Below are 14292 nucleotides of genomic sequence, written 5' to 3'. Positions count from 1 at the left end.
TCATCCTCCCGTGGCCGTCGCACGCAGCGGCGTGGCCACAAGCGTCAGATTCACCGGTACCGCGTTGGCAGGCCGTTTGTCGGCGTCGCCGAGCGGCCGCCGCTGAGCCAACGGCGCCACGAGCTCGTCCCACCGCTGCTTGAGCTCGGCGAACTCCTCGGCCGTGAGGTAGAGCAGACTCTGCGAGACGCCGACGTGCTCAGCCCAGCGGGGATCCTCGTCGGCGCGGCGCTTCTGCCAGTCCGCGAGTTGGGCGGCAGCCTGTTCAACGAGATAGCGGTCGAGCAACTCAACGGATTCCCAAGCCTCGAGCGACCTGTCCGCCGCCTCGAACCGATGCGAGACGGCAGTGAGCCGCCAAGGCCGCTCCCGGTTGTCGTCGGCGTCGGCATGTTCGACGAAGCCGTACTTGGCGAGCTGGCGCAAATGATGCGAAGCGAGCGCCTGACTGATGCCGAGCTGCCGGGCGGCGTCCGCGGCGGTGATGGATCCCTCGCGACCAACCAGAGCACCCAGCTTCAGGCGTAAGGGATGAGCAAGCGCCCGCAGCGCGAGCGGATCATTGACGACCCGCCGCCCGCGATCCGATTCCAAGGACATGCTTGGAGTCTCAACTCGGCAGCACCGGACTGTCAAGCAAGCACTTGGAATCGTGCCCACCAGCGACATCTCAGACGGTGGCTGCGGTACTAACCCACGAGTAGTTGGTCCATGATTATCTGGGCCGGCGGGATCGTCGACGTACGACGGCAGTTGTGAAAACGGCCGGCCAACCGTCCAGCTCGGACGGGGCCACGCCGCGCCGGAGCAGGTCGTCGAGGAGCAGCGCGAGGGAGTAGTCGGGACGGGTGGCGAGCACCCGTTCCAGCGCCACCGCCGCCAGGGCGCCGTGCCCGGCCCGCCAGGCGGCGAACGCGAGCAGGCTGCCCGGCGCGGCGATCAGTTCCGGCTCGGCCCGGCGTAGCACGTCGGTCCAGAGGCCGATGTCCCCGTCCCGCCCGTCGGTCCGCTCCCAGGCGAGGTCGCGTACCGGGAGCTGGGTCAGGAGCACGGTCAGCCAGGCCACCTCGTCGTCGCCGAGCCGCTCGCCCCGCCGGTGCCGGCGGAACGCGGTGCGGACCGCGGCCACCCCGGCCGACCGGACCGACCGGCCACCGACCAGGGCGGTTTCCGCCGCCTCCTCGGTCAGCACCGCCAGCCGTCGCCGGGCCCGGGCGGTGGCCCGGCGCATCGCCACCCGGACCGGCCCGTCGAGCGGGGCCACCTGCGCGGTCAGCGCGGCCCGGTCGGGGAGGGCGACCTGGCCGGCGAAGACGGCCGCCGCACTGACCTCGCTGGCCGCCGGGTCGTACGGGGTGCCGTCGGGCGGGCAGCAGTCAGGTTCGACGCACAGGTACGACCACCAGCGGCCGTCGGTCACCCGCAGCGCGTCGAGGACGACCACCCCGGCGTCGTCCAGTGCCTCGCCGACCGCGTCCACCGCCCCGGTCACCCGGGACGCCGGCCCGTAGCCGATCACGGTCGCCGACTCGGCGCCCTGTCGGGTGATGACCCCGGCCAGGTGGCGGGCCGGCGGACGGGGATCGGCGCCGGGCTCGGGCAGGTCGCCGCGGGCGGCGAAGATGACCTGCCGGCCGCGCAGCGCCACCACGACCACGCTGTCGGCGGGGTGGAAGCCGAGCAGGTACGGCACGGCGGCGATGAGGTCGGCGGGTGAGCGGACGGCGAGCCGGGGGCGGTCGGTCGGTGTCATGCCGGGAGCGTGCGGCGGACCGGGGCCCGGCCGACAGGCCCTGTGGACGACACGCGGGTTGTCCACAGATACGGAGAGTATCGGTGCAGGTGACGACGATCCGCGGCCGCCGGCAGCGCTACGTGGCCCTCGCATGTCGGCTGGAGCGGCTACCTTGCGCTCATGGACCTGGCGTACCTGCGGGCGCACCCGGAGCACCTGCCGACGTTCCTGACCCACCAGCGGATCCGGGAGACACCGGTCTCCGGCGGTGACATCTGCGCCGCCTCCCGGCTCACCCTGGACGACGGCCACTCGGTCTTCGCCAAGACCTGGCCGGAGTCGGCGGGTCGGCCGGTGCCGGAGGGCTTCTTCGCCGCCGAGGCGGCCGGGCTGCGCTGGCTGCGGGGCGCCGGCGCGGTGGGCGTACCGGAGGTGGTGGTGGCCCTGCCCGGGCTGCTGGCGCTCGACTGGGTCGAGCCGGGCGAGCCGACGCCGGAGGCGGCCGAGCGGTTCGGCCGGGAGCTGGCCGCGCTGCACCGGGCGGGGGCACCCGCGTTCGGGGCGGAGTGGCCCGGCTTCATCGGCGCGCTGGCGCAGGACAACACCCCGGATCCGGGCCCGTGGTCCGACTGGTTCGCCCGCCGCCGGCTCATGCCCTACCTGCGGCTGTCGGTGGACGACCGAGCGCTGGGCCAGCCGGAGATCCGCCTGGTCGAGGAGCTGGTCGACCGGATCGGGGAGCTCGGCGGGGACGAGCCGCCCGCCCGGACCCACGGCGACCTCTGGCCGGGCAACCTGCTCTGGGGCGCCGACGACCGGGGGTGGCTGATCGACCCGGCCGCGCACGGCGGGCATCGGGAGACCGACCTGGCCCAGCTCACCCTCTTCGGAGGCGCAAGCCACCTGGACCGGATCCTGGCCGCCTACGACGAGACCTGGCCGCTCGCCGACGGGTGGCGGGAGCGGGTGCCGCTGCACCAGCTCCACCTGCTGCTGGTGCACACCGCCCTGTTCGGCTCGGCGTACCGGGATGCGGTCGGCGCCGCCGCCCGAGCCGCGCTGCGGGGGGCCGGACGCGCTACCGTCGACAGGTGACCGCCGCCCCGACGACCCCCGGCGTCCTCGTCGACCGGTACGGCCGTGTCGCCCGGGACCTGCGGGTCTCGCTGACCGACAAGTGCAACCTGCGCTGCACGTACTGCATGCCGGCCGAGGGGCTGCCCTGGCTGGCCGGGCCGCAGCTGCTCACCGACGAGGAGATCGTCCGGCTGGTCCGGGTCGCGGTGCAGCGGCTCGGCGTCACCGAGGTCCGCTTCACCGGCGGCGAGCCGCTGATCCGGCCCGGCGTGGCCGGCATCGTGGCCGCCGTGTCGGCGCTGGAACCCCGGCCCCGGATCTCGGTGACCACCAACGGCATCGGGCTGGAACGGCTCGCGCCGACCCTGCGCGCCGCCGGCCTGGACCGGGTGAACGTCTCGCTGGACACCCTCGACCGGTCCCACTTCACCGAGCTGACCCGCCGGGACCGGCTGGCCGATGTGCTCGCCGGGCTGGCCGGCGCCGCCGCGGCCGGGCTGACCCCGGTGAAGATCAACTCGGTGCTGATGCGCGGGGTCAACGACGACGAGGCGCCCGAGCTGCTGCGCTTCGCCCTCGACCACGGCTACGAGCTGCGCTTCATCGAGCAGATGCCGCTCGACGCCCAGCACGGCTGGGACCGGGCCACCATGGTCACCGCCGAGGAGATCCTGGCCTCGCTGGGTCGGGAGTTCACCCTGACGCCCGACCCGGTCGAGCGGGGGGCTGCGCCGGCCGAGACGTGGCTGGTCGACGGCGGCCCCGCCAAGGTGGGGGTGATCGCCAGCGTGACCCGGCCGTTCTGCGGGGACTGCGACCGGACCCGGCTCACCGCCGACGGCCAGGTACGCGCCTGCCTCTTCGCCACTGAGGAGTCGGACCTGCGCGCCGCGCTGCGCGGCGGCGCGGACGACGCCGAGCTGGCGGCCCGCTGGCGCACGGCGATGTGGGGCAAGCGCGCCGGCCACGGCATCGACGACCCGTCGTTCCTGCAACCCGTCCGGCCGATGTCCGCGATCGGAGGCTGACCGGTGGAGCTGACCGTCCGCTACTTCGCCGGCGCGCGGGCTGCCGCCGGCCGTCCCGAGGAGACCGCATCCGCCGGGCGCTCGCTGGACGAACTGGTGGGTGAGCTCGCCGAGCGGCACGGCGAGCGGCTCGCCGCCGTGCTGGGGGTGGCGAGTTTCCTGGTCGACGGCGTCGCCTGCCATGATCGCCGGGCACCGCTGCCGGCCGGGACGACGGTGGACGTACTGCCGCCGTTCGCGGGCGGCTGAGGAGGCTCACGGTGTTGGCGATGGCGACCTTCGTGGGCTTCGCGGTGCTCGTCACCGCCCTCATCCACCTCTACCTGTGGACGCGGCTGGTCCGGGACACCACCGGCCCGGGCCGCTGGCGGAGGATCGGCGGCCTCGCCGCCCTGCTGCTGGCGCTGCTGGTCCCGGCCACCATGGCGGGGACCCGCAACGGGACGTACTGGCTGGCCTGGCCCGGGTACCTCTGGCTGGCGCTGATGTTCTACCTGCTGGTACTGCTGCTGGTGCTCGAAGTGCCGATGGCGGTGGCGAAGCTGGTGCTGCGACGCCGCGCGGCGGTCGCCGAGCCCGCCGCGGCCGCGCCGGAGCCGGCCCTCGTCGGCGCCGCCGAGCCGTCGGCCGCCGGCAGCCTCGCGCCGCCGGCCGGGCCCGTCGCCGACCCGCCGGCCGCGGCGGTCGACCTGCCGGACCACGACCCCGCCCGCCGCCTGCTGCTCGCGCGCGGCGCGGCGATCTTCGCCGGGCTCACCGCCGCCGGGATCACCGGGTACGGCGTCCGCACCGCGATGGGCCCGCCGCAGCTCGACCGGGTACGGATCCCGCTGGCGAAGCTGCCGCGCAGCATGGACGGCCTGCGGATCGCCACCGTCTCCGACATCCACCTGGGCCCGCTGCGCGGGCGGGCGCACACCGCGCGCATCGTCGAGATGATCAACCGGATGGACGCCGATCTGGTGGCCGTCGTCGGTGATCTCGTCGACGGCTCGGTGGCCGAGCTGGGCGAGGCGGCGGAGCCGCTGCGCGACCTGCGCTCCCGCTACGGCAGCTTCTTCGTCACCGGCAACCACGAGTACTACTCGGGCGTCGAGGAGTGGGTCAGGGAGGTCGACCGGCTCGGGTTGCGGGTGCTCCAGAACGAGCGGCAGGAGATCCGCGCCCGCGGCGGGGTGCTGGACCTGGCCGGAGTCAACGACGTGAGCGCCGCCGGCACCGGGCTGGCCGCCCCCGCCGACTACGCCGCCGCGCTGGGCGACCGTGACCCGAGCCGGCCGGTGGTGCTGCTGGCGCACCAGCCGGTGGCCGCGCACGAGGCGGCGAAGTTCGGCGTCGACCTGCAACTGTCCGGGCACACCCACGGCGGTCAGATGGCGCCCTTCAACCTGGCCGTGAAGCTGCAGCAACCGGTGGTCTCCGGCCTCGGCAAGGTGGACGGCACCACGGTCTACGTGACCAACGGCGCCGGCTTCTGGGGCCCGCCCGTCCGGGTCGGCGCCCCGCCTCAGGTCACCCTGGTCGAGCTGCGCGCCCCATAGCGCGCCCGCGCCGCGCAGTCCAGCACCGCATTGCTCAGGTCACGCGTACGCGTGGCGGCGGGCGGGTGGTGCACCGGGCGTGACAGTATGCGGCGTGCCTCCGTTCAGCGCCGCGCCCCCCGGTGGCCTCCCGCCATTCGTCGCGGACCTGCACATCCACTCGAAGTACTCCCGCGCGTGCAGCCGTGACCTGACCCTGCCGAACCTCGGCTGGTGGGCCCGGCGCAAGGGCATCGGCGTGCTCGGCACCGGCGACTTCACCCACCCCGCCTGGTACGACCACCTCCGCGAGACCCTGCACCCGGCCGAGCCGGGTCTGTACCGGCTGAGCCCGGAGGCGGAGCGGGACATCGCCCGACGCCTCCCGCCCCGGCTGGCGAGCGCGGCCGAGGCGGACCCGGTCCGGTTCATGCTGAGCGTGGAGATCTCCACGATCTACAAGCGGGACGACCGCACCCGCAAGGTGCACCACCTGATCTACCTGCCCGACCTAGACGCGGTGGCGCGGTTCAACGCCGCGCTCGGGCGGATCGGCAACCTGGGCTCGGACGGCCGTCCGATCCTCGGCCTGGACTCCCGGGACCTGCTGGAGATCACCCTGGCGGCCAGCCCGGACGGCTACCTGGTCCCGGCGCACATCTGGACGCCCTGGTTCTCGGCGCTGGGCTCGAAGTCCGGCTTCGACGCGATCGCCGACTGCTACGCCGACCTGGCCGAGCACATCTTCGCGGTGGAGACCGGCCTCTCCTCGGATCCGGAGATGAACTGGCGGGTCGGCAGCCTCGACCGCTACCAGCTCGTCTCGAACTCCGACGCGCACTCGCCGCCGGCGCTGGCCCGCGAGGCCACGGTCCTGAACTCGGCCCGCGACTACTTCGCCATCCGGGAGGCGCTGCGGACCGGCGAGGGGCTGGCCGGGACGATCGAGTTCTTCCCGGAAGAGGGGAAGTACCACGCCGACGGGCACCGGCTCTGCGGCGTGAACTGGTCGCCGGAGCGGACCCGGGAGGCGGGCGGGCGCTGCCCGGAGTGCGGCAAGCCGCTGACGGTGGGCGTACTGAGCCGGGTCGAGGAGCTGGCCGACCGGCCCGAGGGGCACCGGCCGGCGCACGCCCGCGCGGTGACGCACCTGGTGCCGCTGGCCGAGATCCTCGGCGAGATCAACAAGGTGGGCGCCCGGTCGAAGAAGGTCGAGGGGAAGCTCAACGAGCTGGTCGCCGCGCTGGGACCGGAGCTGGGGATCCTCACCGCCACCCCGCTGGACGAGATCGGCCGGGTCGGCGGCGAACTGCTCGCCGAGGGGATCGGCCGGCTGCGCCGCGGCGACGTGCGCCGGCTGCCGGGCTACGACGGCGAGTACGGCGTGATCACCCTCTTCGACCCCGCCGAACTGGGCGGTGCCGGCAACACGGGAGCCCAGGAGACGCTCTTCGACGTACCGGTGCCGGCGCAGCGACGGCCCGCGGAGTCGGCGCCGAAGCCGAAGGCCAGGCGCCCGGCGGCGGCGAAGGCCGAGCCGAAGCGGAAGGCCACGCCGCCACCGCCACCGCCGATCGCACCGGCGCCCTCCCCGCACGAGCCGTTCGAGCCGATGCTCGCCGGCATGGAGGAGGTCGGTACCGGCCTGCTGGACCGGCTCGACGCGATGCAGCGGGTGGCCGCCTCCGCGCCGGGCGGCCCGTTGCTGATCGTGGCCGGCCCGGGCACCGGCAAGACCCGGACGCTGACCCACCGGATCGCCTACCTCTGTGCGGAGCTGAACGTCTTCCCCGAGCAGTGCCTGGCGATCACCTTCACCCGGCGGGCCGCGGAGGAGCTGCGGCACCGGCTGGACGGTCTGCTCGGCCCGGTGGCCGAGGACGTCACCGTGGGCACCTTCCACTCCCTCGGGCTGAGCATCCTGCGCGAGAACGCCGAGGCGGCGGGCCTGCCTGCGGACTTCCGGATCGCCGACGACGCGGACCGGGCGGCGGCCCGCACCGAGGCCGGCGACGACGCGGCCCGCTACACCGCGCTGCTGCGCAAGCAGGACCTGGTCGACCTGGACGAGCTGCTCACCCTGCCGGTCGCGCTGCTGAAGGGCGACAAGAAGCTGGTCCGCGAGTACCGGGACCGCTGGCGCTGGATCTTCGTCGACGAGTACCAGGACGTCGACGCCGTCCAGTACGAGCTGTTGCGGCTGCTCAGCCCCGCCGACGGCAACCTCTGCGCGATCGGCGACCCGGACCAGGCGATCTACTCGTTCCGGGGCGCGGACGTCGGCTACTTCCTGCGCTTCTCGCAGGACTTCACCGACGCCCGGCTGGTCCGGCTGAACCGCAACTACCGATCGTCGGCGCCGATCCTGGCCGCCGCGGTGCAGGCCATCGCGCCGTCGTCGCTGGTCCGCGGCCGCCGGCTGGACCCGGCCCGGCTCGACCCGGAGGCCCCGCTGGTCGGTCGCTACCCCGCGGCCTCCGTCTCCGACGAGGCCGATTTCGTGGTACGCACCGTCGACGAGCTGGTCGGCGGCCTCTCCCACCGGTCGCTGGACTCCGGCCGGATCGACGGCCGGTCGACCGCGCTGTCGTTCTCCGACATCGCGGTGCTCTACCGGACCGACCAGCAGGCCGCGCCGATCGTGGACGCACTCGCCCGGGCGAACATCCCGGTGCAGAAGCGCTCGCACGACCGACTGCGGGACCGGCCCGGGGTGGCGGCAATCGCCCGGGAGCTGCGGCACGCCGACGGCGTCGACGGTTCGTTGGCCGCCCGCGTCCGGCTGGCCGGTCAGGTGGTGGCGGAGCGCTTCGCCGTGCCGACGCTGGACGGTTCCGGCACGGTCCGCCCGGAGGACGTCCGGACGGCGGTGGACCTGCTCACTCCGCTGGCCCGGCGCTGCGGCGACGACCTGGAGCTGTTCCTGTCGCAGCTCACGACGGGCGCGGAGGTGGACGCCCTCGACCCGCGCGCCGAGGCGGTCACCCTGCTCACCCTGCACGCGGCGAAGGGCCTGGAGTTCCCGGTGGTCTTCCTGGTCGGCGCCGAGGACGGGCTGCTGCCGCTGCGCTGGCCCGGCTCGGAGCCGGACGACGACGCGGTGGCCGAGGAGCGCCGGCTCTTCTTCGTCGGCCTGACCCGCGCCCAGGACCGGCTGTACGTCAGCCACGCCGCCCGCCGGGTCAGGCACGGCGCGGAACGCGAGTGCCGGCCCTCACCGTTCCTCGACGTGATCGACCCGGGCCTCTTCGAACGCTTCGGCGAGGCCGAGCCCCGCCGCCCCAGGGACCGCCAGCTCCGCCTGATCTGAGCGGGTGGCGTGACCGATGGCGGCCGGAGGCCGGTGGCGGCCGGTCGCGGGCGCGACGCGGTCACAGGCGCGACGATCCGGCGGGCAGCCCTGCCAGGAAGTCGGACGACGCAGGGTGATGACCCTGCGTTACCTCGCTCCGTTCCGCCATTGTCGTGGGCATATGACTGTCAGGCATATTTATGCCTCCCAGTCATATCGCTCAGCGGGGGTTAGTCCCGGACGGCGCGACACGCCGTCGCCGGCCGGTCGCGACTCGGACCGACCGGGAGGCGCCGACCGGGAGGCACCGACCGACGAGACCCGTCGGCCCGTCCCCGTGGTCGAGCCGACGTTCCACGGGCTGTCTTGGCGGGGCGCGTCAGGAGAGCAGGACGGCCAGCCAGGCGCCGGCGAGGATCGCCGGGCCGAAGGGCAGGGCGGTGTCCCGGCGGACCCGGCGGGCGACGAGCAGCACCAGCACCACGGCACCGTTGAGCAGGTGGGGCAGGAGCAGCCCGAGCCAGAGGGTCGGCCAGCCCGACCAGCCGAGCGGCAGCCCCAGCGCCGCGGCGAGCTTCACGTCCCCGAAGCCGAGCCGCGCGCCGGGTAGCAGCGCCAGCAGCACGTACCCGGCGAAGGAGAGCGCCGCCCCGGCCAGGGCGCCGAGCAGCCGGCCCGGGGTGCCGGCGGCCAGCGCCGCGGCGACCAGGCCGAGACCGCCGCCGAGCGCGGCGGCGGCGACCAGCGAATCGGGGAGCCGCAGGCAGGTCAGGTCGACCAGGGCGAGCACGAGTCCGGCGGTCGCCACCAGCAGGAACGCCGGCAGCGCCGGATCGGCGTCGCACCGGACGGCCAGCCCACCGAACACCAGCGCCCCGACCGGCGCCGCCACCCGTCGCCGCGACCCGGGGCCGGGCGTGAAGCGGTCGGCGACCACGGGGGCGGCCCAGCCGGCCAGCGCGCCGAGCAGCGCGACACCCGTCACCAGCCCGGCGGACACAAGCCCGGACGTTACCGGCGGGCCGGCTCCGGGGCTGTCCCGTCCACCGGCCGGCGCGGCCGTTCGGTGGTCACCACCAGCGCCACGCCGGCGACGATCACCGCCCCGCCGAGCAGCACCCGGGCGGTGACCGGCTCGGCGGCGAGCAGGGCGCCGAGCGCCACGGCGACCGCCGGATTGACGTAGGCGTACGTGGCGACCAGGGAGATCGGCGCCTGGTGCAGCAACCAGACGTACGCGGTGAAGGCGACCAGCGAACCGGCCACCATCAGGTACGCCAGCGCCGCCCAGGACCGGCCGGTCACCTGGGCCGGGGAGAAGCCGTGCCACTCGCCCCGCACCGCGCCGGTCACGGCCAGCGCCACCGCGCCGGCGACCATCTCGTAGACCGTAGCCACGAAGGGGTCGGCCGGCATCCGCAGACGTCCGGAGAGGAAGGACCCGACGGACCAGCAGGTGGCCCCCGTGACCACGGTGAGCGCCCCGGCCAGCGGCACGGACCCCGAACCGCCGGTGGGGAGCACGAGCAGAACCAGGCCGACGAAGCCCAGCGTCACCCCGGCGAAGGTCCACGGCCGGGGCCGGTCGCCGCCGAGCGTACGGAGCAGCACCACCAGCAGCGGGACGGTCGCCACCAGCAGCGCGGCGATGCCGGAGGGCACCGCGACGCCGACCGGACCGGACTCGGCCAGCACCACCAGGCCGTTGCCGCCGGCCAGCAGGAGCACCCCGACCAGCGCGGCCGAGCCGAGTTGCCGGCGGTCCACGCGGAGCGCGCCGGGGCCACGGCGGAGCCGCAGCACCACCGCCAGCACCAGGCCGGCGGCGGCGAACCGGCCGGCCGCGGAGGTGAGCGGCGGCAGCGACTCGACCGCGATCCGGATGCCCAGGTAGGTGGAGCCCCACAGCACGTACACCAGGACCAGCGCGGTCCAGATCAGCGCAGGTCGGGTGGGCGGGGCGGGGCGGTCGACGGCGACCGGCCCGTCCGGCGTGGCCGCGGAGGCCGGGACGGGTCCGGAGGGCGTCGCACTTGCGGGGCGTGAGCTCATCGGTGGACCACGCTACGGTGACCACGGCGTCGGCGTCCCCTGTTGGTGGCCGGCCTCTCAACACTGGCGCAGCAGGAGGGCGTTCATGACGAACTTCGGACCACCGGTCGGCGGCTCCCCGGAGCCGTGGGGTGGACGGCGGGCCGACGACGCGTACGCTCCGCCGCCCGACCCGCGGTACGACGCGCAGCCCGGCGGGTGGGGCGAGCCGCCCGCCCAGCGGTACGAGCCGGCGGCGGGGACGGGGTGGGAGGGGCAGCCACCCCGGCAGCCCAGCTACGGCTCCGCGTACCCGCCCTACCAGCAGCCCGCCCAGGGGTACCCGCCGGCCGGGCAGCCCGGCTACCCGCCGGCCCCGCCGTACGGCAGCGACGATCACCCGTACGCCGAGCCACCGCCCCCGCCGAAGCGCGCCAAGGGTCCGCTGATCGCGGTGCTCGCCGTGCTGGCGGTGCTCGTCCTGGGCGGCGCGGCCACCCTCTACCTGCTGCGGGACGACCCGGCCCCGGTGGCCGGGCCGACCCAGCCCGCCGACCCGGCCGCCGGGCCGTCGGCGGGGGCGACCGAGCCGGCCGTCCCGGCCACCACGGCGCCGGCGCCGGCGTCGTCGGCGGATCCGCGGTTCGTCAAGGTGGGGCAGTGTGTCCGCAACGAGGGTCCGGCCGGCGGCAAGCCGAAGCTGCTGATCAGCGAGTGCGGCGCGAAGACGTACCAGGTGCTGCGCCGCTACGACGGCTCGACCAGTGGGGAGAAGGACGCCCAGGCCAAGTGCGCCAAGGTGGACGGCTATACGAACTGGTACTTCTTCGACAGCGAGCTGGACACCCTCGACTTCGTCCTCTGCCTCAAGCAGCGCTGATTCCATCCGTAGCCAAAACTAGGGCTGTCTAGCGTGAGAGCTAGACAGCCCTAGTTTCATCTCGACGGTCCCGACACGCCGGTAGGGCCATCTATCCATGTCTAGCCCTGCGGCTAGACGGCCCGATACTCTGCGATGCGTGGATCCGGTCCGCAACCCGTACGCCCCGGGCGCCGGGCAGCGCCCGCCCGAGCTCGCCGGGCGGGGGCGGGAGCTGGACGTCTTCGACGTCGTGCTGGAACGCATCGCCCGGGGCCGCCCCGAGCGCAGCCTGATGCTCACCGGCCTGCGCGGCGTCGGCAAGACCGTCCTGCTCAACACCCTCCGCTCGCAGGCGATCAACCACTTGTGGGGCACCGGCAAGATCGAGGCCCGCCCGGACCAGTCGCTGCGCCGGCCGGTCGCCGCCGCCCTGCACATGGCGGTCCGCGAACTCGCACCCCGGCACCGCGCACCGGACCGCATCGACGGCTTCCTCGGCGTGCTCAAGGCGTTCGCCCAGCGTTCCGCGCCGACCGGACGCGGGACGGCCGCGCCGAAGCTGCGCGACCGCTGGCAACCCGGCATCGACGTACCGGCCAGCAGCGGCCGGGCCGACTCCGGGGACATCGAGATCGACCTGGTCGAGCTGCTCACCGACGCCGCCGCGGTGGCCACCGACGTGGGCACCGGCATCGCGGTCTTCATCGACGAGATGCAGGACCTCGGCGCGGAGGACGTCTCGGCGCTCTGCGCCGCCTGCCACGAGCTGTCCCAGCTCGGGGCGCCGCTGATCGTGGTCGGCGCCGGGCTGCCGCACCTGCCGGCCGTGCTCAGCGCCGCCAAGTCGTACTCGGAACGGCTCTTCCGCTACCAGCGGATCGACCGGTTGGACCGGATCGCCGCCGACCAGGCGCTCTGCGCGCCAGCCGAGCGCGAGGAGGTCGAGTACGAGCAGAAGGCGCTCGACCTGCTCTACGAGAAGTCCGGCGGCTACCCCTACTTCGTCCAGGCGTACGGGAAGGCCACCTGGGACCACGCCCCGCGCTCGCCGATCACCGCCGCCGACGTGCGGGTGGCCGCTCCGGAGGCCGAGGCCGAGTTGGCCGTCGGCTTCTTCGGTTCCCGGTTCGAGCGGGCCACCCCGGCCGAGCGTGAGTACATGCGGGCGATGGCGACGCTCTCCCTGGTCGAGGGGGAGGAGAACGGGCGGGACGACATGGACGCCGCGGTGCCCACCGCGGAGATCGCCCGCTCGCTCGGCCGCAAGCCGGCGAGCCTGTCCCCGGCCCGGGACGCGCTGATCAAGAAGGGGCTGATCTACTCCGGGGAGCGGGGCACGGTCGCCTTCACCGTCCCGCACTTCGGCCGGTACCTGCGGACCCAGCCGGCCTGATCGCGGCCGTGCCGGAAGGTCAGACCTGGGCCCAGGGCGACGGGAAGATCACCTCGCCGCGCGGCGGCGGCGCCTCCCCGCTGACCGACGGGGGCAGCACCAGCGCCTGCCACGGCTCCCCCAGCCCCGACCACGGGCTGGTCAACCCCATCCGGTCGGCCCGTTCGAAGCCGAACCGCCGGTAGAAGGCCGGGTCGCCGAGCACCACCACCAGCCGCTCGCCCAGCTCGGTCGCGGCGTCCAGCGCCGCCTGCACCACCGCCGTGCCGTGGCCGACCCGCTGCCGGTGCGGGGCGACCGCCACCGGGCCGAGCGCCAGCGCCGGCGCCACCCCGCCGTCGGAGTGGACCCGGACCCGGGTCAACAGTGCGTAGCCGACCACCTCGCCGCCGTACTCGGCGACCATGGCCAGCTCGGGGATCCAGGCGTCGCTGTGCCGCAGCTCGTCGACGAGCCCCACCTCGGGTGGGGTGGCCACGTCGGGCCGGGCGAAGGCGGCGGACAGCACCCGGGCGACCGGCGCCTCGTCCGCCGGCCCCTCTGGTCGCAGCCGCAGGGTCGTCACCCGCGCGACCTTACCGGTCCGGAGGCGTCCATCCGCGACGGTCGCTGGAATTCGTCGCGGCGCGGGTCCCGCTGGATGTCCATGTCGGCCGATCCCTTTCGGGTGTTGCCCGGATAGCGGACCCCGGCACGGGGTATGACTGAGGCATGAAACCCGTGCGATCCCTCGCCCGTGTCATGTTGAGCGGAATCTTCGTGGTCAGCGGTGCCCGCAACTTCCAGAATCCTGGTCGTCTGGTCCCGGCCGCCAAACCGATCACCGACCGGGTTGCCCCACTGATCCAGAAGAACGTCCACCCCCGGTTTCCCACGGACGCCGAGACGCTGGTCCGGGTCAATGCGGTCACCCAGTTCCTCGGCGGCCTGATGCTGGCCAGCGGCAAGTTCACCCGTCCCGCCGCACTCGTCCTCGCCGGGTCCCTGGTGCCGGTGACCGCGGCCGGCCATCCCTTCTGGAACAACGACGACCCGGCGGCGCGGAACAACAACCAGATCCACTTCCTGAAGAACGTCGGGCTCTTCGGCGGGCTGCTGCTCGCCGCCGCCGACACGGAGGGCAAGCCGGGGCTGCGCTGGCGCGCCGGCCACCGGATCGGCCACTCCCGACGCTCCGTGCAGCGGGCCGTCCGGACCGCCCGCCGGGAGGCGAAGATCGCCGTACGCTCGGCGGCCACCGCCCGACGACTTCCGGGCTGACCTGCATCAATACGGCCACCACCCCCCGCAAGGCCGCGAATTACCTGAACCACCAGACACCCGTTAACGCGGTGGAAATGTCAAAAACATGTGT

General features: G+C 74.3%; 13 protein-coding genes. 8 read left to right on the top strand and 5 right to left on the bottom strand.

Annotated elements, in window-relative coordinates; all coding sequences use genetic code 11:
- Together OG799_RS29275 and OG799_RS29270 are read right to left on the bottom strand one after the other, a co-directional pair.
- The gene (locus OG799_RS29275; protein WP_406039589.1) at positions 1–600 is read right to left on the bottom strand and encodes a winged helix-turn-helix domain-containing protein; all 600 of its coding nucleotides are present in this window, start codon (positions 598–600) and stop codon (positions 1–3) included.
- Positions 601–715: 115 nt separating this feature from the next.
- On the bottom strand, positions 716–1753 hold the full coding sequence (locus tag OG799_RS29270) for a DUF4192 domain-containing protein (protein ID WP_406039587.1): 1038 nt from the start codon (positions 1751–1753) through the stop codon (positions 716–718).
- A gap of 162 nt (positions 1754–1915) precedes the next feature.
- On the opposite strand from OG799_RS29270, the gene OG799_RS29265 reads away from it, so the two are divergent.
- From OG799_RS29265 to OG799_RS29245, 5 genes are all read left to right on the top strand, one after another.
- A complete protein-coding gene (locus tag OG799_RS29265; protein WP_406039585.1) occupies positions 1916–2830 on the top strand; it encodes a fructosamine kinase family protein in 915 nt (304 codons plus the stop codon).
- A complete protein-coding gene (gene moaA, locus OG799_RS29260) occupies positions 2827–3840 on the top strand; it encodes a GTP 3',8-cyclase MoaA (RefSeq protein WP_406039583.1) in 1014 nt (337 codons plus the stop codon). Before OG799_RS29265 ends, moaA begins: the two co-directional genes overlap by 4 nt.
- Before the next feature lie 3 nt (positions 3841–3843).
- Positions 3844–4089: a MoaD/ThiS family protein gene (locus tag OG799_RS29255; protein ID WP_406039581.1), complete on the top strand. Its 246-nt coding sequence runs from the start codon at positions 3844–3846 to the stop codon at positions 4087–4089.
- A gap of 20 nt (positions 4090–4109) precedes the next feature.
- The gene (locus tag OG799_RS29250; protein WP_406039579.1) at positions 4110–5381 is read left to right on the top strand and encodes a metallophosphoesterase; all 1272 of its coding nucleotides are present in this window, start codon (positions 4110–4112) and stop codon (positions 5379–5381) included.
- A 94-nt stretch (positions 5382–5475) separates the two neighbouring features.
- Positions 5476–8670: a UvrD-helicase domain-containing protein gene (locus tag OG799_RS29245; RefSeq protein ID WP_406039577.1), complete on the top strand. Its 3195-nt coding sequence runs from the start codon at positions 5476–5478 to the stop codon at positions 8668–8670.
- A 361-nt stretch (positions 8671–9031) separates the two neighbouring features.
- Here OG799_RS29245 and OG799_RS29240 read toward each other — a convergent pair whose 3' ends face one another.
- Together OG799_RS29240 and OG799_RS29235 are read right to left on the bottom strand one after the other, a co-directional pair.
- Positions 9032–9652, bottom strand: coding sequence for a prepilin peptidase (locus tag OG799_RS29240; protein WP_406039575.1), 621 nt, complete (start codon positions 9650–9652; stop codon positions 9032–9034).
- Between the two features lie 11 nt (positions 9653–9663).
- Positions 9664–10704, bottom strand: a complete 1041-nt coding sequence (locus OG799_RS29235; protein WP_406039573.1) for an EamA family transporter — start codon at positions 10702–10704, stop codon at positions 9664–9666.
- Between the two features lie 424 nt (positions 10705–11128).
- Between OG799_RS29235 and OG799_RS29230 the strand changes: the two genes are divergently transcribed.
- Together OG799_RS29230 and OG799_RS29225 are read left to right on the top strand one after the other, a co-directional pair.
- The gene (locus OG799_RS29230; RefSeq protein WP_406046441.1) at positions 11129–11563 is read left to right on the top strand and encodes a hypothetical protein; all 435 of its coding nucleotides are present in this window, start codon (positions 11129–11131) and stop codon (positions 11561–11563) included.
- Between the two features lie 139 nt (positions 11564–11702).
- Positions 11703–12938, top strand: coding sequence for an AAA family ATPase (locus tag OG799_RS29225; protein ID WP_406039571.1), 1236 nt, complete (start codon positions 11703–11705; stop codon positions 12936–12938).
- Between the two features lie 19 nt (positions 12939–12957).
- Here the strand turns inward: OG799_RS29225 and OG799_RS29220 are convergent, their stop codons facing one another.
- Positions 12958–13503 (bottom strand): GNAT family N-acetyltransferase, encoded by a 546-nt coding sequence (locus tag OG799_RS29220; protein WP_406039569.1) that lies wholly within the window; start codon positions 13501–13503, stop codon positions 12958–12960.
- A 146-nt stretch (positions 13504–13649) separates the two neighbouring features.
- Here OG799_RS29220 and OG799_RS29215 point away from each other — a divergent pair, with 146 nt between their 5' ends.
- Complete coding sequence (locus tag OG799_RS29215; RefSeq protein ID WP_406039567.1) at positions 13650–14198, top strand: DoxX family protein; 549 nt, start codon at positions 13650–13652, stop codon at positions 14196–14198.
- Positions 14199–14292: the final 94 nt, after the last annotated feature.

It is taken from the genome of Micromonospora sp. NBC_00898 (genome assembly GCF_045207895.1).
Classification (GTDB): Bacteria; Actinomycetota; Actinomycetes; order Mycobacteriales; family Micromonosporaceae; genus Micromonospora.
The sequence above is the reverse complement of the archived record's forward strand: the minus strand, read 5'-3'. Positions and strand labels throughout refer to the sequence as shown.